General features: G+C 51.2%; 14 protein-coding genes. 1 reads left to right on the top strand and 13 read right to left on the bottom strand.

Translation table 11 applies throughout. The features are described from left to right. Nucleotides 1–65 precede the first annotated feature (65 nt). The 4 genes from WBJ53_RS08495 to WBJ53_RS08480 form a co-directional block, all read right to left on the bottom strand. Entirely contained in the window at nucleotides 66–1,046 is a 981-nt protein-coding gene (locus WBJ53_RS08495) for a type I phosphomannose isomerase catalytic subunit (protein ID WP_338875649.1), read from the bottom strand. A gap of 145 nt (nucleotides 1,047–1,191) precedes the next feature. Continuing rightward, a complete protein-coding gene (locus WBJ53_RS08490) occupies nucleotides 1,192–2,562 on the bottom strand; it encodes an alpha-L-fucosidase (RefSeq protein WP_338875648.1) in 1,371 nt (456 codons plus the stop codon). A gap of 91 nt (nucleotides 2,563–2,653) precedes the next feature. Beyond that, nucleotides 2,654–4,771, bottom strand: a complete 2,118-nt coding sequence (locus WBJ53_RS08485) for a PQQ-binding-like beta-propeller repeat protein (protein WP_338875647.1) — start codon at nucleotides 4,769–4,771, stop codon at nucleotides 2,654–2,656. 45 nt (nucleotides 4,772–4,816) lie between these two features. Continuing rightward, nucleotides 4,817–6,109 (bottom strand): hypothetical protein, encoded by a 1,293-nt coding sequence (locus WBJ53_RS08480; RefSeq protein ID WP_338875646.1) that lies wholly within the window; start codon nucleotides 6,107–6,109, stop codon nucleotides 4,817–4,819. Between the two features lie 105 nt (nucleotides 6,110–6,214). On the opposite strand from WBJ53_RS08480, the gene WBJ53_RS08475 reads away from it, so the two are divergent. After that, nucleotides 6,215–6,727 carry a DUF2911 domain-containing protein gene (locus WBJ53_RS08475; protein WP_338875645.1) on the top strand — a complete coding sequence of 171 codons (513 nt, stop codon included), beginning with the start codon at nucleotides 6,215–6,217 and terminating at the stop codon, nucleotides 6,725–6,727. A gap of 1 nt (nucleotide 6,728) precedes the next feature. Here the strand turns inward: WBJ53_RS08475 and WBJ53_RS08470 are convergent, their stop codons facing one another. The 9 genes from WBJ53_RS08470 to WBJ53_RS08430 all read right to left on the bottom strand — a co-directional run bounded on the left by WBJ53_RS08470 (nucleotide 6,729) and on the right by WBJ53_RS08430 (nucleotide 19,573). Then, nucleotides 6,729–9,047 (bottom strand): GH92 family glycosyl hydrolase, encoded by a 2,319-nt coding sequence (locus WBJ53_RS08470; RefSeq protein ID WP_338875644.1) that lies wholly within the window; start codon nucleotides 9,045–9,047, stop codon nucleotides 6,729–6,731. A gap of 31 nt (nucleotides 9,048–9,078) precedes the next feature. Beyond that, nucleotides 9,079–10,212, bottom strand: coding sequence for a glycoside hydrolase family 88 protein (locus WBJ53_RS08465; RefSeq protein ID WP_338875643.1), 1,134 nt, complete (start codon nucleotides 10,210–10,212; stop codon nucleotides 9,079–9,081). Nucleotides 10,213–10,458: 246 nt separating this feature from the next. After that, a complete protein-coding gene (locus tag WBJ53_RS08460) occupies nucleotides 10,459–11,892 on the bottom strand; it encodes a RagB/SusD family nutrient uptake outer membrane protein (RefSeq protein ID WP_338875642.1) in 1,434 nt (477 codons plus the stop codon). A gap of 17 nt (nucleotides 11,893–11,909) precedes the next feature. Continuing rightward, a complete protein-coding gene (locus tag WBJ53_RS08455) occupies nucleotides 11,910–15,482 on the bottom strand; it encodes a TonB-dependent receptor (RefSeq protein ID WP_338875641.1) in 3,573 nt (1,190 codons plus the stop codon). Between the two features lie 27 nt (nucleotides 15,483–15,509). Continuing rightward, complete coding sequence (locus tag WBJ53_RS08450; RefSeq protein ID WP_338875640.1) at nucleotides 15,510–16,547, bottom strand: FecR domain-containing protein; 1,038 nt, start codon at nucleotides 16,545–16,547, stop codon at nucleotides 15,510–15,512. A 43-nt stretch (nucleotides 16,548–16,590) separates the two neighbouring features. After that, nucleotides 16,591–17,241 carry an RNA polymerase sigma-70 factor gene (locus WBJ53_RS08445; RefSeq protein WP_338875639.1) on the bottom strand — a complete coding sequence of 217 codons (651 nt, stop codon included), beginning with the start codon at nucleotides 17,239–17,241 and terminating at the stop codon, nucleotides 16,591–16,593. Nucleotides 17,242–17,342: 101 nt separating this feature from the next. After that, nucleotides 17,343–18,428, bottom strand: a complete 1,086-nt coding sequence (locus WBJ53_RS08440) for a M20 family metallo-hydrolase (protein WP_338875638.1) — start codon at nucleotides 18,426–18,428, stop codon at nucleotides 17,343–17,345. A gap of 60 nt (nucleotides 18,429–18,488) precedes the next feature. After that, entirely contained in the window at nucleotides 18,489–19,133 is a 645-nt protein-coding gene (locus tag WBJ53_RS08435) for an SDR family NAD(P)-dependent oxidoreductase (RefSeq protein ID WP_338875637.1), read from the bottom strand. Beyond that, nucleotides 19,133–19,573, bottom strand: coding sequence for an OsmC family peroxiredoxin (locus tag WBJ53_RS08430; protein ID WP_338875636.1), 441 nt, complete (start codon nucleotides 19,571–19,573; stop codon nucleotides 19,133–19,135). The genes WBJ53_RS08435 and WBJ53_RS08430 overlap by 1 nt, the downstream gene beginning before the upstream one ends. Between the last annotated feature and the right edge of the window lie 98 nt (nucleotides 19,574–19,671).

The raw sequence follows: 19,671 nt of genomic DNA, 5'->3' as shown, positions 1-19,671 counted from the left end.
AAAAAACGTGCAGACCCAGCATTTTGCCAAGCCTGCACGTCGCGAAGAACAATCCGACTACCTTCCTACGGCACGTAGGTTTCCAGCACCGTCATGGAGCCATCGGGAACCAACGTCACGTTATTGACCGAAGCCGGAATCAGAGCACACTGGCCCATCTTGAGCGATACGCTATAGCCGCCTTTCGCTTCGATAGTCAATGCACCATCCACACAAATCAGAATCACAAACGAATCGATATGCGTGTAGTCGTGCTCCACTTCTTCGTCGAAATTGAGCACGTTTGTCACGAAATAATCGCTCTTCACCGCATTTACGCTCTCGTTGAGCGTTTTCTCATACTGCGTTTTGTAGTGATCGTAGTGATGATAGTCGATTGCATCCACGGCCTGTTCGGTATGTAGCTCACGCTTTTGGCCCGTAGTGGCATCGACACGATCGAAATCGTAAATGCGGTAGGTCGTATCGGATGTTTGCTGGATTTCGGCCAGCAGCAATCCCTTTCCGATGTAATGAACACGACCCGCTGGCAGAAAAAACACATCGCCCGGTTTAGCCGATTCGATATTCAGAATGTCCTGAATGGCGTTATCGGCTACGGCTTTTACATACTCGTCTTTGGTAACCTCCCGGTTGAAGCCCGAATTCAGTTTGGCCCCCTCGTCGGCCTGCATGATGTACCACATCTCGGTTTTCCCAAATCCACTATGGCGTTTGGCCGCCAGATCGTCGTTGGGGTGCACCTGAATTGACAGGTCGTCGTTGGCATCGATAAACTTGATCAGCAGCGGAAACCGGTCGCCAAATTTGTCGTAAACGTGTTTACCAACCAGTTCACCTTTATATTGCGCAACCAGGTCACGAAGTGATTTTCCCTTTAGCGTTCCTTCCTTCACAACCGACACATTGCCTTCTACATCGGAAACTTCCCAGGTTTCGCCACAGTTGGGCAGGGGCGAAAAGTCTTTTCCCAGAATGGTCTTTATTTTCTGTCCACCCCAGATTTTATCTTTAAAAATGGTTTCGAACGTAAGAGGATACAGCATGAATGAAATATGGATAATGAGTAATAAAACTTAACCACCAAGGTACGGCATTTGTTGATCTACGCTTTCATTTAACGATTACTCTTATCGAAACATGGCTAGGTTTTTTGTTCAAACCTAAAAGGTTTTAGAAACCTTTTTAGGCTTACTCCCGCGACGACGCCTTATACACGCCAAATTCGGCCAGTTGAACCGGGCTGTTCGCATTGGTAACGAACAGTCGCAACTTCGACGCTTTCACCTCCGGGAAGCGCAGTAGTCGCTTGTAGCCTACCGTCGTAAAGCTTTGGAGCGGTTGCCAGTCGGAGCCGTTCCAGTATTCGACCCGGCCACTGGCGACACGCTGGCCAGTCGCAATATTCTCCTGAATCGAAATACGATCGAAGGTTTGTTCTTTTCCCAGATCGATCACCACTGGCTCATTGGCAGCAACAGTGAGAAAGGTGCTTAGCTTTTTATCGGTCAGTTTAGGCTGCTTAGCCACCAGATTCGTTTTGAATGTCTCGTCCAGAATGCTCCGAAATTCTTTCAGACTGACCATGTCGGGTTCTGAAAACAGCCCATCCCGATTGGGGGGTACATTGAGCAGAAGCAGACTGTTTCGACCTACCGACTGATAATACAGGTTGACCAGATTCTTCCCCGACCGTACTTTCGAATCCTCCGACGCATGATAAAACCAGCCCGGACGAATCGACACATCGGTTTCGGCCGGAACCCACTGTTTGCCATTGGCATCGCCCCGGTTCAGGTATTTAGAATCGGCTTTGCCGGGAGCCAGCCCTTCGGTATTGATCGTCGACCAGCAGGTTTCGCCTGCATTACCGGCTTCGTTACCAACCCAGCGCACATCGGGACCAGCATCGGAGAACATCACCGCATTGGGCTGCAGCTCGCGTACCAATGCCCAGTAACCCGCAAAATCGTAGGTCATATCTTTGGCATTTTCGCCTTTGGCACCGTCGAACCAGACTTCCGAAATGGGCCCGTAGTTGGTCAGCAATTCGCGGAGTTGTGCTTTGTAGTAGTCGTTGTAAGCCGCCGTTCCATAACGGGGTTCGTGACGGTCCCAGGGCGATAGATACACCCCGAATTTAAGCCCAAACTCACGGCAGGCATCGGCCACTTCTTTCACCACATCGCCTTTTCCGTTTTTCCATGGGCTATTTTTCACCGAATGTTCGGTCATTTTCGAGGGCCACAGGCAAAAGCCATCGTGGTGCTTGGCCGTAATAATTGCCAGCTTAAACCCGGCATCTTTCAGCGTTTTAATCCACTGGCGGGCGTCGAGTTTTGTCGGATTGAAAATAGCAGGACTTTCGGTACCATCACCCCATTCTTTATCCGTATACGTATTTACCGTAAAATGCAGGAAAGCCGTAGTTTCCATTGGTTGCCAGGCTAGTTGACGGGGGGCGGGTTTAGGCAGATTGGTATTCGACTGAGCCTGACTTAATGTTACCGACAACAAGCCGGTGAGTAATAAGCCTGCACTCGTACTGCAAAATGATTTCATGCGATCAGAATAGAATTTGGCTGTACTGTATCTGAAGTGCAAAGAAGCCAATAAAAATGGTTGCCGAGTAAGAGATAACGTAAAATTCTTCTTACGGCAGCGCAAAGGCCACATACCTGTCGCCCGAACGAGTGTTTAATTTACCTCCACCACAGGCAATGACTACATACTGTTTTCCATTGACCGTATACGTGCTTGGCGAGGCATAACCGGCTGCGGGCAACTTTTCCTGCCACAATTGCCTGCCTGTCCGTGCATCGAATGCCCGAAACTGCTCATCACGGCTGGCCGCAATGAACAACAGGTTACTGGCCGTAACCAATGGACCGCCGTAATTGTCGGTGCCGGTAACAGGCACACCGCGTTTCGTCAGCTCGGGGTATTCACCCAGGGGCACCTGCCAGCACCGGTTGCCGGTGTTCAAATCAATGGCGGTGAGCGTTCCCCAGGGCGGACTACTCACCGGATAACCGTTTGCATCGTACCACCGATTGTAGCCTGTATGCTGGTACGGAATCTCCGATGGGTGTGCAGTTAATACGGTTGTCTGAGATGCTTTCTGATTCAGAAAATCGATAATGGCTTTTCGTTCGGCTTCGGGCAGATGCGCAAACGACGGCATCATACCCCGGCCTTTCAGCAAAATCTGCTCGATCTGCGTATCTGCCAGTCGTTTGTTTACCGCTACCAGCGATGGGTAAGAACCATCATGATTACCTCGGCGGTCGGCTCCGTGGCAGGCTGCGCACCGCAAACTGTAGAGGTTGGCGCCTGTCAGCGATGCTCCGGCAGCCTTCTGTTCGCGTCGAACCAAGGAAGTATACACTGGAATTTCCTTCGACGGCACGTAAAGAATTCCGTTTGGATCGGTGGCGGCTCCTCCCCACTGGCCTCCCCCATCGGTTCCCGGAAAGAAAACTGTCAGCTTGTCGGTTAATGGAATATAGGCACGGCCTGTTCGGGCATTTCGAAGAACGGCTACCAGCGAATCGCGGTTTGCAGCAAACGAATTGAAATCATTTTCGGTGAACGACTGTCGGGCGAAGTAGGGTTTTGCCGGAATAGGCTGCGTTTTGCTGACCTGTTCGCCCGGTACGGTCTGCTGCGGAACGGGTGTTTCGGTAATTGGAAACAATGGCTTCCCCGTAACCCGATCAAAAACAAACACATAGCCCTGCTTGGTAATCTGCGCTACCGCATCGATGCGCCGGAGTTGCCCATGGTCTCCTTTCTGCACAACCGTAAGCAGGTTGGGTGGTGCGGGAGGATCGCGGTCCCAAACATCGTGATGCACGAGCTGAAAATGCCATAGCCGTTTTCCAGTATTGGCATCCAGCGCCAGCAGGCAGTTGGCGAACAGGTTATTTCCTTTTCGATTACCTCCGTAGAAATCATAAGCGGCCGAACCCGTTGGAATGTAGACAATGCCCCGCTGCCGGTCGATGGCCATACCCGCCCAGGCATTGGCTCCACCAATATGCTGGCGGGCGGGCTGTGGCGACCAGGTATCGTAGCCAAACTCACCCACTTGTGGAATGGTATGAAACGTCCAGACTGGTTGGCCCGTTCGGGTGTCGTAAGCCCGAACATCGCCCAATAGCGCCGTTTCGCTTTCGGCTACCCGAACGCCCACAATAATCAGGTTTTTATAAATCGTGTTGGGTGTATTGGCCAGCACATAATTATCGCCACCGGGTCGTTCTATGCCTTTTTTGAGATCAATGCGGCCCTGCTTGCCAAACGACTCAATGGGTTTACCCGTATGGGCATCGAGCGCATACAACCCGTTGCCGGCACCAAAAAAAATCCGTCGGTCCGAGCCACTGGCCCAATAGGTAACACCCCGGCTGGTTGTTCCATCATTGTCGGAAATAGCCGTTTTCCAGCGCTCCTGTCCCGTAGCTGCATCGAGGGCGAAGGCCTGCGTATTGGCCGACACACCATATAATATACCATCGACAACAATCGGATTACACTGCATCTGGGTTCGGTTCAGCACCGTGTCGGCTCCACCCGATGCATAAGTCCAGGCTACCCGAAGCTTGTTAACATTCTGCTGATCGATCTGCGTCAGTGGAGAGTAATGACTTCGAGAGCCATCGCCATTGTATTCGGCCCAGTTTGTATCGGGCAACGCGTTGATCAGCGAACGGGTTTTACCGAAAAGAAAAATGCCAGCGACCAGAGCAGACAGGAGCAGATGTTTCATAGATGAGTAAAACCGGCATAGCTGTTTTCACAGCCTGTCGATCAATCAAAACGCAATTACCTTGTCGGAATCGGGGAATCGGAAACGAGCAAATTGTACGGCCCCTGTGCCCAGAAAACCGTAGTGAAGGCCAACAACGCGCCCTGCATCGCCACAGGACTCGCCTTCATAAACGCGTCGATTATTCACGTAAACCGCTGCCCGTCTGCCTTCTACTTCATACCGAACAAGTACCCATTTATTAAAATCTACTCCTAAACCCGACAGATCGGCCGTTTTGCCACTTATCAGGTTATTGCCCGTAACGAGTTGCAGTTCGCCCACACAGCCCGGCACCGACAGCGGAATCTGGTGATACCCCTGCGTACACTTCAGGCCAATCTGAATCGGCTGACATACGGCATTGCCCTGATTGTAGGTACTGCGTACGGCCGTTTCGAAAATAAAATCCTGCCCATCGACAATGCTCATACTATCGACCCAGAACAAACTCGTGGCGGGAACATCAGCGGAGAGCGATACACCGACTGCTTTCAGATCATCGGCCGTAATGGCAATCTGGTCTGCTTTTTTCACTGTACTGGCTCGCAGGTATAACGGAATCGGCAAGCGATCTACGGTGCCCAGCCAGCCATCCGATGCGACAAAAACATCGTGTTCGCGCACGATTGAATCGTTCAGAACCAGTTTTGCCCGGTAATAGCCAGGATAGTAATACGTGCTGGTGTAGGTGTTTTTTGCCTTATCGACCCGAAACCGCAGGCTGGGGTCCCAGCTCTGCTGAATAAATACGCTATCGGCGTTGGAATCGGCAGCATTGTACTGAAAAATAACCGTGTTAGGGGCTCCTTTCGCTACCGGCCGACTCGTAAACGCCACCGAATCGTAGCGCAATACGGTATCACGCTGCCGATAGGCCCACACAAAACACACGATGACCAACAAGCCCAGTACAGCTCCAACGAGCCAGCGACGCCTAAGCGGTCGGGAATCAACCGATGCAGGTATAGATACGGAAGGAGTCGGTTCTTTTACGGGTGCATCTGCTGAAAGAACAGGCATGGGTTCTGGATTCTGCTGACGGAATACGCGCCAGCTATCGTAGCCAACAAACCGGGCAAGCGTATCCAGCGTTGTAGGCGTTGGCACACTATCGTAACGGACGCGCCCCCAAAGCCGCTTGAGTGTACTGACACTAAGCGACACGCCCGTTTCGAGCAGAATCTGTTCGCTGAGCTGTTCAAAATCACGGTTCTGCCACTGTTCGCTATTGCCCCAGCCTACTTTCTGCTCAATCAACCGACGGCAGCGCCCCCATATAATCTCTTCAGAAACCATTGTTAATCAGCATGAACAAACGTGAACAAACATGAACAATCTGTGCTAACCACTTTCACAAACCGGCAACCCACATTTGCATAGTTCTTAAACAAAGATAACAAAATGAACACAAAGCAATTTCTGTTCTCGCTGGCATTCGTGGCCACAGCACTCATTGTTAATGCTCAGGACGATCCGGCCAAACGGCCCAGTCCACCGGCTCAGGCATCGGCAAAAGTTAATGGAAAAACCATTACTATCAACTACAGCCAACCTTCGGTGAATGGGCGCGAAGTCTGGGGAAAGCTCGTTCCCTACGGACAAGTTTGGCGCACGGGTGCCAACGAAACTACATCTATCAATTTTTCGGATGATGTTAAACTAGAAGGTAAGCCGCTGGCCAAAGGTAAATATGCGCTCTTTACGATTCCTAACGAAAAAGACTGGACCATTATCATCAACAAAACCATTAAGTGGGGTGCCTTTAGCTACAAGCAGGACGAAGATGTGTTGCGCGTTACGGTTCCGGCCAAAAAGACAAAAGACTTTACCGAAAAAATGGCGTTTACGGTTTCCCCAAAAGGGGTTGTCTCACTGACCTGGGCGAACGAAAAGGTCGATTTTAAGGTACAGTAGCTTACTCAGGCAAAACCGCTGGCATAGCATCAGCGGTCTGGCTACCCCAGTTCAGGTTAGGTTGTTCGCCCATTGTCAGCACGAGTGTTCCGCCCTGCAGTAACTCACTGTGTGTTAGATAGGTACGAGAGAATGGCTTACCGTTTAAGGTAGCGCGCTGGATATACACGTTCTGGGGTGAATTATTTTCGGCTCTAATGGCAAACGGCTTCCCGGCACCGGTTCGGATGGTCACCGCATCGAGTGTCGGGCTTCCGAGCACATAATAGGGTGTACCGGGGCATACCGGATATAAACCAATCATACTAAACACGAGCCAGGCCGACATCTGACCGCCATCTTCATTGCCACTAAGTCCACCCGGCGAGGTATCGTATTCATCACGAACCAGTTGGCGAACACGAGCCTGGGTTTTGTAGGGTGCCCCTACACAGGCATATAAATAAGCAATCTGATTATTAGGTTCGTTGCCATGCCAGTAATACCCTTCGTTAAATAAGGTATCGAGCTTAGCCACCAATTGTTCGCGACCGCCCACTAGCCGGGCTAGTCCGGGAATGTCCTGTGGCACAAAAAACGTGTATTGCGCTGGAGAACCTTCGGTAATAAACGACGACCGCAACGCGAACGGATTAAATTTAGCGATCCATCGACCATCGGTATAACGACCTCGTACGTAACCGGTTGAGGGGTCCAGCACGTTCCGATAGTTTCTGGCTCGTTGCGTCAACCTATCGGCATCGCTGGTATGCCCCAGCGCTTTGGCTAACTGGCTCAGGCAGAAATCGTCGTAGGCGTATTCGAGCGTACGCGACACCTGCTCCCGCTTGTGAAATGCCTGCCAGACCGAATCTTCGAGCGGGATATAATTGTATTTCAGGTAGGATGTCAGTGCCCGACGCCCTTTACCCGCTTCGTAGCTTTTCGGGTCGGAATTTGGGTCGAAGGCATTTTTGCGCAAGTAGGTGTAGGCCGTTTTTACATCAAAATTGCGAATACCTTTTATGTACGCGTCGGCAATGGCCGACTGCGCGTGATCGCCAATCATGGCGGCCGTATAACTATCCCAACACGGGAAAATAGGCATCCAGCCCCCCTGTTCGGCTTTTTTCACCAACGACTGCATCATGTCGCCCGCCCGCTTTGGGTTCAGCAGGTTTTGCAAAGGCTGACAGGCCCGAAAGGTATCCCAAAGGCTAAAATCGCAGTAGTAGTCGAAGCCTTCAGCTTTATGAATTTCCGTATCGTCGGCAAAACCAGGATAGGCACCGTCGACATCCGAAAAAATACGAGGTGTCAGGTTGGCGTGATACAGGGCCGTATAGAACAGTGTTTTATCCATTTCACGGCCCGTAATCTGCATTCGCCCCAGCTCGGTATTCCAGGCGGTTTCGGTTTGCTGACGAACCCGAGCCATATTCCAGTCGGGCAGTTCGGACCGTACATTTTTTCTCGCACCGGCTTCGCTCACAAAGGAGGTTCCTACCCGCACCCGAACCACTTCGCCCGGCTTTAGTGTCCAGCTCGCAAACCCACCCACCAACTCCCGTTTGCCGGTTCCTTTAGCTTGCTTTGAGCTGGAGGTAGCCTCTTTATTTTTCCAGGTACCAAAGGTGCTAAAAGGTCGGTCGAACTGAACCACGAAATAGCCACTAAATCCGGCAGATTGGCCCGATCCCTGATAAATACGATGAACAGGATTATAGCCAACGATCTCGTTTCGTTCAGGATGAATTTCGATAAACCCTTCGCCTTCGTCGCTGTTTGGTTCCACAAGTATTGAACTTTCGCCACCGTTCCCAAACGTAAACTGAAGCAGCCCGGCCCGCGTATGAGCCGATAGTTGCGCCCGAATGTTGGCATCGGCAAGCAAAACCTCATAAAAAGCAGGCGTTACGGTTTCGGTTTTGTGGTCGAACGGCAACGCCCGTTCGGCTGGAAGCCAGTTCAGCTTGCCCGAAACCGGCATGATGGTTACGCTGCCATAGTCCTGCACACAGCTTCCGTTGAGCCAGTGGCTCCCCCGAAAACCACTGATTTTAGGATCGTTGTAGTAATAAGGCGCAATGCATTTGGTTTCGGTAGCCTGGGTTTGGGGTGTCCAGGTGGTCATGGCATGTGGACGGCCAACGGCTGGCGAAATTTGTCCTTTTAGTTCACTCCCGGCTTCGCTATGCTTTCTGGCGGTTGGTGTCTGACTCGGAGCCGATCCAATCAGCGGATTTACATAAGCAACAGGCGGTTTTGCCGATGGCAAGGTTTGCCCTGGCTGGGCCATTGCTGGCCCAGCCGCCAGAAAAAAGAGAAAGGTTTTATGCATAGGAATACCGGTAGCGATCCGTTTTGCTATGTTAGGGTTTTAATTTGATAACCTGCGAACCCGCCAGCAAAAAAGCACCGGTGCCGTAAACCTCCCAGCTATCTTCGCTAAAATTGCGCCGTGGATCGGCCCCAATCGGTTGTACCCATCCTACCCGGCCCTCGGGCGACACCAGTTTCGTAAGAGCTATCCATGCTTTTTCAACGGCAGGCTGATAGGTTTTCTTCGACAAAATACCCCGATTGATACCCCAAGCCAGTGCATAGCAGTCAAACCCCGACCCACTGGCTTCGCCACCCGGATAGGCAGCCGGATCGAGCAGGCTGGCCCGCCACAGTCCATCGGCCTGCTGAAGTGCCAAAAGGCGTTCGCTCATTTGTTTGAACAGCGTCAGGTAGAACGGTCGGCTCGGATGTTTAGCCGGAAGTTCGTCGAGCACCCGCACCAATCCACCCATTACCCAGCCATTGCCACGCGACCAGAACACTTTCTGACCATTGGCTTCGCGCTTTCCATTGCCGCTGGCATCGACCAGATAACTGCCATCACGCGCAAACAGGTGTTCCTGCTGATTGTAGAGCAGATCGTAGGTTTGTTTGAACAGCGAGTCGGAGAAGGTGTTGTACGACGGATCGTTTAGTGTGGCACTCAGTTTGGCCAGCACGGGCGGTGCCATAAACAGCGCATCGCACCACCACCAGGTTATTCCATGTTTGGCCACCTCTTTTCCGGGTACGGTCCGCAATTTCTGCACCGTATCGATGGTTGGCTGAATCATCCGCCGATCTTTTTTCAACCGATAGAGGTCAATATAGGTCTGGCAAACAGCAATATCGTCGGCATGGTCGTAGCGCGGTCCCGGCCGCCACTGTGTCCGGTTGCCAATGGCCATCAACGAATCAAGAATTTCGGCTGATCGGGTTGTTTCATAAGCCGCAAACACACCCGCATAGAACGCCCCATTGGTCCAGTCGGTGGGGCTGTGTTTCGGGTGTTGCAACTGCCACTTTGTCGCTTTTATTAGTACAGCTTTGATGTATTTTGACGAAAAAACCTCATCACGACTGCGCATTCCGGCTGGTTTGCCCGGTTCAGTCCGTAGCTTCGTAAAACCCGTTCCGGTCAGTAAAATCACGGCAAAACCAACAGCCAGTACACGTTTCATGCTCGGGGTAGTATTCATTTTTCGATTAGTCCATTTCTCCGGGAAAGAAACCATTCCAGCGGAACCTACTCATTTGGTCATTAGTCATTGGATATTGGTCATTGAACGCTAGAATAAAACAAATGACTAATTGTACTGAGTGATAAGATTATACCCCTCCCCTGTTTTCAGGGGAAAGGGTGAGATGGGGTAAAAAGGGTAGCTTGTAGAACAACCTTATCGCTCAATACAACTAATGACCAACACCTAATACCCCGGATTCTGTTTGATTTTTGTTGGATTAATATCGATCTGGCTCTGCGGAATGGGGAAAACAAGGTTATTTTCGGTCAGTGCGGTTTTGATACCAATCGATGCGGCTTTGGCCTGCAAAACGGGCAAGGCACGCCCCGTACGGACCAGATCGAACCAGCGATGTCCTTCAAAAGCAAGTTCAACGCGTCGCTCCTGCTCGATAGCCAGCCGCAAATCGGCCTGTGCGGTGATAGCTTTATCGGCCAGTCCAACCCGCTTACGAACCTGATTCAGATAAGGCAGTGCTTCGGCCGTTTTTCCCGTTTCATTCAGGGCTTCGGCATACATCAGCAACACGTCGGCATAGCGTAGCACATACCAGTTATCGTCAGAATCGCCATTCGCAACTGGCGGATCAGCATATTTTTTTATGAAATAATAGTCGATTTTAACACCGCTACTGTTGATGTAACTATTCGCCATCGAAACGGCCCGGCGCGGGTCGCCAGCTTCATAGCTACTTTCCAGATCGGGCGTTGGATGGTTGTTGCCCCCGCCCCCAAACTGAATTACGGCATTACCCGAGTTTTCGGGCGCATAGGCATTAGCGAACGGACTCCCTTCGCCAATATTCCCTTTCTTATACTGCACTTCAAACACCGACTCTTTATTGTTTTTATTGGCAGCCTTAAACAAATCGGCATAGTTGGGCAATAGTGAGTAAGTGCCCATGTCGATCACTTCTTTCAGCTTTGTAGCAGCCTCGGCATACTTCTTTTGCGTCAGATACACTTTCCCCAGTAAACTTTTGGCTGCTCCGGCCGTAGCGCGGCCCACATCGGTTCCGGTATAGCTGGTTGCCAGCACCGTTTCGGCATCGCTCAAATCTTTTACAATCTGCGCATATACATCGGCAACGGGTGCCCGTCCATAGTCGTAACCTTGCAATGGGTCTGTAATTTCGGTAAGCACCAGCGGCACATCGCCAAACACCCGAACCAGATTGAAGTACATGAGCGCCCGCAGAAACCTGGCCTCCCCAATGATCCGTTTTTTCAGCGTTTCGTCCATCGATACACCCGGCGTGCGCTCAATAATGGCATTGCACCGATAAATGCCCCGATACCCATCGCTCCAGCGAGCCAGAATATACGGGTTTGTCGTGCGAACGTAGAACTTATCGAACTCATCCTGATCGGTAACTGATCCAGACAAAACCGGGCTGGTATCGTCGGAAGGTATTTCGGCAACGACATAAAGCTGCCCATACTGCCCATTAAACTGTAAGGCACCGTAAGCACCGTTTAGGGCCGTCAGTACATCGGACTGCGTTTTGAAAAACGAAGACGTACCAACCGCCGAAATGGGCGACAGATCCAGAAATTGTTCTTTACAGGCTGTCAGGCTTAGGGTTAACAGGCCGACAAGAATATATTTTGCTTTCATGACAGTCAGGGAAAAGATTAGAAGCCCAGATTTAAACCAATCGTGTACGTACGCGCCAACGGATAAGAGCCGTAATCGACACCACCCGTCAGTGGGCCTTCGTAGCCACTAACCTCCGGATTGTAGCCCAGGTATTTCGAAACAGTCAGCGCATTCTGCACACCGGCATACACCCGCAGGGTTTGTACCTTGATTTTTTGCAGGAATGGACGGGGCACATTGTAGCCCAGCGTGATGTTCCGAATGCGGAAATAAGACGCACTTTCGACCCAACGGCTCGATACCTGGTTGTTATTACCCGTACTGCGGGCATTAGCTCGTGGTGTTATGCCATTGCCAGGATCTTGCGGAGAATGCCAGCGGTTGAGCACCGTGGTCAACTGGTTCGAGTTGCCTTCCAGGTTTTCGAAGAACCGGCGCGACAGGTTCAGGATTTGCCCACCCTGAACGCCCTGCGCCACAATGCTCAGATCGAACCCTTTAAACGATAGTGTATTGGTAATACCGTAAATAAAATCGGGCTGGTTATTACCGATCAGCGTTCGGTCATCGGCGGTAATTTTACCGTCGCCATTGACATCGGCAAATTTCACATCGCCCGGACGACTATCAGAAAAGTGGGGGTAACTATCCAGATCGGCCTGGTCGCGAAAAACGCCCAGTTGCTGATACCCAAAGAAACTGCCCAGCGGCTGTCCAATCATGGTAATATTGGTTTCGCCAACACCGGTTCCGCTTCGAATCGGATCGCCGGTTGGCCCCAACGCCAGCACTTTGTTCCGGTTGAACGACAGGTTCAGGTCAGTAGACCAGGTGAAACTCCCCGCACCGCTACCGTTGATGTTTCGCGTCGACAACGCAAACTCCATCCCCTGGTTTTCTACCTTACCGATGTTCCGAACGGCCGAAGTAAAGCCTGTCAGCGTGGGCACCTGCACCGACAGCAACAGATCGGTAGTGATGCGTTTATAATAATCGACAGTCAGAAAAACCCGGTTCTGGAACAATCCTAAATCCAGGCCAATATCGGTCTGGCGGCTCTTCTCCCAGCCCAATCGGTCGTTGGCAATACTGCTCGTTGCCAGCCCGTTTGCCAGTGCATTGCCAAGCACATAATTGTCTTTACCCAGTACACCAATAGCCGGGTAGTTGCTTGTAAACGCATTATTACCCGACAAGCCGTAACTGGCCCGTAGTTTCATGTCGGAGATTACGGGCACCGACTTCATGAATGACTCCTCAATAATGCGCCAGCCGACAGACGCCGATGGGAACGTACCGAAACGACTGATAGTCCCAAAGCGCGATGAGCCATCGCGCCGTACCGATGCATTGAACAGATAGCGATCTTTGTAGTTGTAATTGACACGCGCAAAATACGATGCCAGTGCCCACTGATCGCGGTAAGACGTACCGCCAATGATGGTTCCGGCATTGACGGTTCTAACCAGATCGTTCGGAAAATTATTGGCATTGACCCGGCTTTCCTGATAATCGTTCCGCTGCGACTCCAGCCCAACCAACGCTTCCAGATGGTGCGTGGTGTTCAGATCCAGCGTGTAGCTCAGCGTATGGTTCGTAACCCAGTTGATGTTTTGTGATGTATAGGCAGAACCCGTACTTACGTTTGGCGGCAATAGCTGATTTAGCGGCATGGCCGACGTCTGGTACTGATTCTGGCGCAGATAGTTCAGATCGGCACCGATAGTTCCCCGATAACGAAGGCTTTTCCAGATGGCCAGTTCGGCGTAGGCATTGCCCAGCAACCGAAGTTGCGTCACCTGATTATCGGCCTCGGTAATGTTGGCAACCGGATTCGTAATACCCGGCCAGTCGTAGGGAGCTGCGTAGAAGGTTTGTGAATTATAGGTCATCCCGTCGGCCTGATAAATTGGGATAAATGGCGGCAACGACAGGGCAGCATTGATAACACCATTGCTGGCCCAGTGCCCATCGGAGTTAACCCGATTTTCGGTCATGAACGACGGGCTAAAGCTCAGACCTACCTTCAGTTTCGAGGAGAGTTGCGCATCCACATTCGAACGCACGGTGTAGCGGTCGATTCCCGAGCGTTTAATGACACCGTCCTGTTTCAGATAATTACCCGACAGAAAATACTGCACTTTCTCGGTGCCCCCCGAAGCCGACAACTGATAGTTGCTAATGGGCGCTTTCCGAAAAATCATGTCCTGATAATCGTAGGAAGCCAGACTGGCCGGATCATCGAAGTTCACACCGGCAAACTCACCGCGCGGGTAGCGGTACCGCTGTCCCGATGCTCTGGCACTGTTAGGATCAGTAATCGACGCACCCGGCACCCGGTCGAGATAAGCCGTGTTGGCCGCTTCTTTCGAAAATTCGGCAAACTGTTGCGCATTCAGCACGTCCATTTTTTTGCTTACTTCCTGACTGCCGGTATAATAGTCGAAGCTAATTCGGCTCTGGCCGGTTTTTCCACGTTTAGTCGTAATCATAACAACCCCGTTCGAACCACGCGACCCGTAGATAGCGGTTGCCGACGCATCTTTCAGCACGTCGATTTTTTCAATATCGTTGGGGTTAAGCTGGTTCAAGCCGCCCGCATTGGTTAGCCCCCCTGAGTTGAGCGGTTGTCCATCTACCACAATCAGCGGTCCGTTTCCGGCACTAATGGAGCCTAATCCGCGCACTTTAATAGACGGAGCATTACCGGGAGCACCCGTATTTTGCTGAATCAACACCCCCGGCATCCGGCCCGTTAGCCCTTCCACTACGTTCGATACGGGCTGATCTTTAATTGTCTGCGTTTGAATAGACGCAACCGATCCGGTCAGTTCCCGGCGATTCTGCGTACCATAACCTACTACCACGATTTCGTTCAATGTCTTGTCATCATTCGACAACGAAACATTGATGCTACTCCGATTGCCAACCACAATTTCCTGCGTTGTGTAGCCAATGAACGAAAAAACCAGCGTTAGCGTCGGGCCCGCGTTCTGGTCGGGCACCGACACTTTATAGTTGCCTTCGCCGTCGGTAGTGGTTCCTCGGCTGGTTCCTTTCACTACCACACTTACGCCCGGTAGTGGGCTGTTCGTTGCCGCATCGATTACCTGACCACTTATTGTCTGATCGGCCGCTACCAGATTGATTGTTTTTGCCTGTAGCTGATTGGTCTGAGTAAACTCGGGTTTTTCAACCACCGTTGCAGCAGTGGCAGGCAGGGCATTGATTTCGTCTGCCGAGGTTAGCTTCCGGCTTTTATTTTCTGTGAGAACCACATAAACACCCGCTCTAACTTTGGTATATCGCAGCCCTCGAGGCTTCAGCAGATTTGTCAGGTTTTTTTCCAGCGATGCCGACGGATCGATCGCAGTCGGGTCAACAATATGGTTGTTCACCAACCGGTCTTCGAACAGAATATCGACCTGATAGCGGGTTTTAAACTGATTCAGCACTTCCCGCAATTGAAGTGCCTGCGGGTGGGCCGTCTGGTGCGTTGTTCGGGGAAATGCTTTAGCCGCTGCCACAAATTGTGCCAGTCCGGGGTGGCCTCCTGCCAGTAATGAACTGACCAGTAAGACCCGAATTAGGTGTACAGAATACTTCATTTAAGTGATCGGTTTTGTGGTTAGGAGTCAATCGGTAAACGAGACATGATTGTTCTCGCGGATGTAGTTAATCTGAAGGAGCTGAGCGATCAGTTGTAGAATTTCATTAGCATTACGAGCCGTAAAGGAGCCCGAAATTGTTCGGCGGGCCAGTTGCTGATCGGCAATCTGCACGGTCAGGCCATAGTTGTCGTGGAGCATGGCGGCAATTTCACGTAAGGGAGTTTGCTCGAACACAAAGCGATGATCTTTCCAGGACGCCATCACTTCAGGATGAGCCGTTCGGCGGATTGCCAGTTTACCCTGCCGATTGAGCGTAGCCAGGTCGCCCGGTTTCATAATTAGGGGTGGTTCACTTTTCTGCTGGGTTGTCAATTGCACCCGCCCCGACCGAAGCGCTACCCGCGTAGCCCGCTCCCGGCTAAATACGGTAAACTGCGTGCCCAGCACAGTTACGTCTAACCCTTTGTTGGTAGCAACCACAAACGGCTGATGATTAGGCAGGTGCCGTACCGAAAAATCGGCTTCGCCCGATAGTTCAACCAGTCGCGGATTCTGATGGGCGGTATCAAAGCTTAATGTCCACTCGCCAAAACCAAACCGGGGAAAACGCAGTGACGAATTGGCGTTGAGGGTAACAACCGACCCATCGGGCAAGGTTAGCTCACGGGTTTGGCCAAAGCCCGTCCGAACGGTTTTGTAGAGTAGCGCATCCCGAAAAAACCAGCCTCCTGCCAGCAGACACAGGGCTATGGATGCAGCAATCAGCCAGTTTCGGTTTAGCCAATGACGGGCGCTATCAATGCGCCAGGTAAGTGGTCGCAATTGGTCGTCTGAATCCGTCTCGCTGGTTGTTTGCTGAATACGCAGTGCTGTTTTTTCGTAAGCATGTTGCCAGTTTACATTCGCCTGCAACCGGCTCATTTCCCACTCATGCAGCCACTGGTAATACAAATCCTGATTCGCGGCATCGGCCAGCCAGCTTTCAATTGACTTCTTCTGTAACGGACTCACCCGGCCCGAAAAATAGTCGAACAGCACCGTTTTGTTGACGATATCTTCCATGAACAGACATTTACCTGTTTGACACAGGCAGCTAGTATTACCCTTAGTGCGCAAATAGAAAAAGAAGTAGCCCCAGAGGCAAAAACACCCGGCGGAGTTGCTGAAGTGCACGCGCCATATGCGCTTCTACCGTTTTGAGCGCCAGACCCAGCTCATCGGCGATTTCCTGATTTTTACGGTTCTCGAACCGGCTCATCAGGAACACGCGCTGACATTGGGGAGGTAGTTCCCGAATCGCTTCTTCAACCCGCTGAAACGTTTCATCATACTCGATCAGAGTCTGGGGAGTTTCGTCGAGACTGGCCTCATCCACATCGTCGAGCGATGCTGGCGTCCGGCTACCCGTTAATTCGTCGCGGAGGTAATTGTAGGCCCGATGACGCACGGCTGCGTAGAGGTAAGTACGGTATGTGTGTGTTACAGCAGCGTATCGCTCCGATTTCCAGAACTGATAAAACACTTCGCCGACAATATCTTCGGCGACTTCGCGGGTGTACACAAAGCGGACAGCATGACTACAAAGCGGAACATAATAGAGCCGAAAAAGGAGTTCGAAGCCTTTTTGGGGAGATTCGGCAAAGGCAGAACGAACAACATGCTCGTTGTCGACAACCGTTGGCACACGCTCTGGGCTATGCAACGGTCGAAAGTAATTGCCTTGATTGGGTAGAGGGTGGCCTTCTGATTCTGTCATCGGTTAGGCGGTCAGATACCGGAATGACACGAATCATAAGGCTTACCCTTAGTCGATCTATCGTTTTTTTGAAAAATATTCCAGTTTTTTTCACATAGAGCTTACAATACCTGCTCCAGCATCCGAATGTAACCATCGACACCTTCGTCGATTTCGCGCAGGTAGATAAATTCATCAGCCGAATGCGATCGGGCCGAATGGCCAGGACCACATTTCAGTGAAGGACAATCCAGGACCGCCTGATCAGACGTTGTTGGAGAACCGTAGGTATGGCGACCAAGGGCAATACCGGCTTTTACAATTGGATGATCGGCCGGAATGCTCGACGGCTTCAGCCGGATCGAGCGGGGTTTAACTTCCGATTCGATATGAGTCTGAATCGTTTCGATTACTTCTTCGAGTGTGTATTGTTCCGTTACACGTACATCAACTGTAAAGGTGCAGGTATCGGGCACTACATTATGCTGCGTTCCGGCATTGATAATCGTTACCGATAACTTGATAGGCCCCAGCGTTGGCGACACTTTGGGGAACTGATAGGTGGTTAGCCAGTTAATGTCCTTAATGGCCCGGTAAATGGCATTGTCGCCCTCATTGCGGGCGGCATGGCCACTAACGCCATGGGCCGTGCAATCGAGCACAAGTAATCCCTTTTCGGCAATGGCCAGTTGCATTTCGGTAGGTTCGCCAACAATGGCAAAATGGATTGGTGGTAACTCGGGCAGGAGCAGTTCCAGGCCATCGCGGCCCGAGATTTCCTCTTCGGCCGATGCTGCCATAACCAGGTTATAGGCCATGTTGGGCCGGTCGTAGAAATAGGCAAAAGCAGCCAGCAACGATACCAGACATCCTCCGGCATCGTTAGAACCCAACCCGAAAAGTTTGCCGTCGCTTTCGAGCGGTTCAAACGGATCGAGCGTCCACGACTTGTTGGGTTTAACCGTATCGTGATGGGAGTTAAGCAGTATAGTTGGTTTCTGCTCGTCGAAATGGAGGTTCTTCGCCCAGATATTGTTTTTTAATCGCTGGAAAGGAATCTGATTCTGGCGAAAAAAATCTTCGATCAGTAACGCTGTCTGATCTTCCTGGCGACTAAACGACTGCGTAGCAATCAGACGTTTCAGCAACGCCAGTGCGTCGGCAGCAAGCATAATTTGCTTTGACGTCTGAGCAGTGAGTTCGGACATAAAAAAAGTGTTGGCCGCTCAAAGATACAGCCAACACTTGGTTGTTTTATCAAAAACGGATCAGAACCGTACTTCTACGGTGTTCCGTTCGGTATAGAGTTTCCAGAACTCTTCGGCAATATTGTCGGGGGTTAGCTTTTCGGCGTCGGGTCTTACAGAGCCACTTACAGTAACCGTTCCGACGTATATACCACTGGCTTTTAGCGATTTATTCAGCAACTTTGCCAGCGTTACAATACCCGATTTCCCTAAAGTAAGCGACAGGTAGTCAGGCGCTGTCATATAGGCCAACCCTCCTCCAGTTAGTAGCACAGCACTTTCGTCGGGTATCATCTTAGCACGTACTGCATTTACGGCCGCAACTACATTGGCCACATTTACCCGAAAATCGGCCACCAGCGAATCGGCTGTTTCCTGTTCTAAGGAGCCTTTGTGCAACGCAGCCGCATTATAATGAAGCACAGTTGTTGGCCCTAACTGGTTTTCGACCTGTTTAAGCGCGTTTTCGAGCGAGGCCGAATCGGCAGCGTCATAATGAAAAGCCGCAGCGTCAACACCGTTGCGCTGCAACTCATCGACATAGCCCTGCAATTTGGCTAAATCGCGGGAAATCAGCGCTATCGCAAATCCTTCGCGGGCAAACCGTTGAGCAACGGCCAAACTAATGCCAGGCCCAACACCAATGACCGACAGTATTTTTTTCATTACGCTTCCAGCGTAGCAGTTTTCGTTACTTTAATGTCGGGGTGCAGAGCCTGCGAGATAATACAGTTTTTAGCAGCATCGGCAGCAAATTCTTCGAACTGCTCTTTCGACATACCAGGAACTTTGCCCGTGATCTGTAGATCGACAGCCGTAACTTTAAGCATACCTTCTGTTTCCAGCGTGAGCGTAGCATTCACGCTTAGTTCGTCGGGCGTAAAACCAGCCTGCCCCATAGTAGCGCTAACGGCCATGCCATAGCAGCCTGCGTGCGCTGCCGCCAGCAGTTCTTCGGGGTTAGTACCGGCTTTGCCATCTTCACTAACCAGCCGGGTTTTAAATGAATAGGGAGTGTTGTCAAGAACACCACTGAACGACGATATAACGCCCGTTCCGTCTTGTAGACCGCCTTTCCATACGGCCGAACCTCTACGTTTCAACATGTTTATGTAGTGAATGCGCTTTAGTGGCATTCGAGTCTGTTAACCGATAAATATGGCCTTGGGTTTTCTGACTGCGAAATTTTCCCTGTCCTATCTCT

Source organism: Spirosoma sp. SC4-14 (genome assembly GCF_037201965.1).
GTDB lineage: Bacteria > Bacteroidota > Bacteroidia > Cytophagales > Spirosomataceae > Spirosoma.
The sequence above is the reverse complement of the archived record's forward strand: the minus strand, read 5'-3'. Positions and strand labels throughout refer to the sequence as shown.

Excerpts from the sequence above, each read along its gene's own strand:
- WBJ53_RS08475 (WP_338875645.1), top strand. The coding sequence starts at position 6,215 with ATGAACACAAAGCAATTTCTGTTCTCGCTGGCATTCGTGGCCACAGCA.
- WBJ53_RS08490 (WP_338875648.1), bottom strand. The coding sequence starts at position 2,562 with ATGAAATCATTTTGCAGTACGAGTGCAGGCTTATTACTCACCGGCTTG.
- WBJ53_RS08430 (WP_338875636.1), bottom strand. The coding sequence starts at position 19,573 with ATGTTGAAACGTAGAGGTTCGGCCGTATGGAAAGGCGGTCTACAAGAC.
- WBJ53_RS08485 (WP_338875647.1), bottom strand. The coding sequence starts at position 4,771 with ATGAAACATCTGCTCCTGTCTGCTCTGGTCGCTGGCATTTTTCTTTTC.
- WBJ53_RS08450 (WP_338875640.1), bottom strand. The coding sequence starts at position 16,547 with ATGGAAGATATCGTCAACAAAACGGTGCTGTTCGACTATTTTTCGGGC.
- WBJ53_RS08495 (WP_338875649.1), bottom strand. The coding sequence starts at position 1,046 with ATGCTGTATCCTCTTACGTTCGAAACCATTTTTAAAGATAAAATCTGG.
- WBJ53_RS08460 (WP_338875642.1), bottom strand. The coding sequence starts at position 11,892 with ATGAAAGCAAAATATATTCTTGTCGGCCTGTTAACCCTAAGCCTGACA.
- WBJ53_RS08480 (WP_338875646.1), bottom strand. The coding sequence starts at position 6,109 with ATGGTTTCTGAAGAGATTATATGGGGGCGCTGCCGTCGGTTGATTGAG.
- WBJ53_RS08465 (WP_338875643.1), bottom strand. The coding sequence starts at position 10,212 with ATGAAACGTGTACTGGCTGTTGGTTTTGCCGTGATTTTACTGACCGGA.
- WBJ53_RS08455 (WP_338875641.1), bottom strand. The coding sequence starts at position 15,482 with ATGAAGTATTCTGTACACCTAATTCGGGTCTTACTGGTCAGTTCATTA.
- WBJ53_RS08470 (WP_338875644.1), bottom strand. The coding sequence starts at position 9,047 with ATGCATAAAACCTTTCTCTTTTTTCTGGCGGCTGGGCCAGCAATGGCC.
- WBJ53_RS08445 (WP_338875639.1), bottom strand. The coding sequence starts at position 17,241 with ATGACAGAATCAGAAGGCCACCCTCTACCCAATCAAGGCAATTACTTT.
- WBJ53_RS08435 (WP_338875637.1), bottom strand. The coding sequence starts at position 19,133 with ATGAAAAAAATACTGTCGGTCATTGGTGTTGGGCCTGGCATTAGTTTG.
- WBJ53_RS08440 (WP_338875638.1), bottom strand. The coding sequence starts at position 18,428 with ATGTCCGAACTCACTGCTCAGACGTCAAAGCAAATTATGCTTGCTGCC.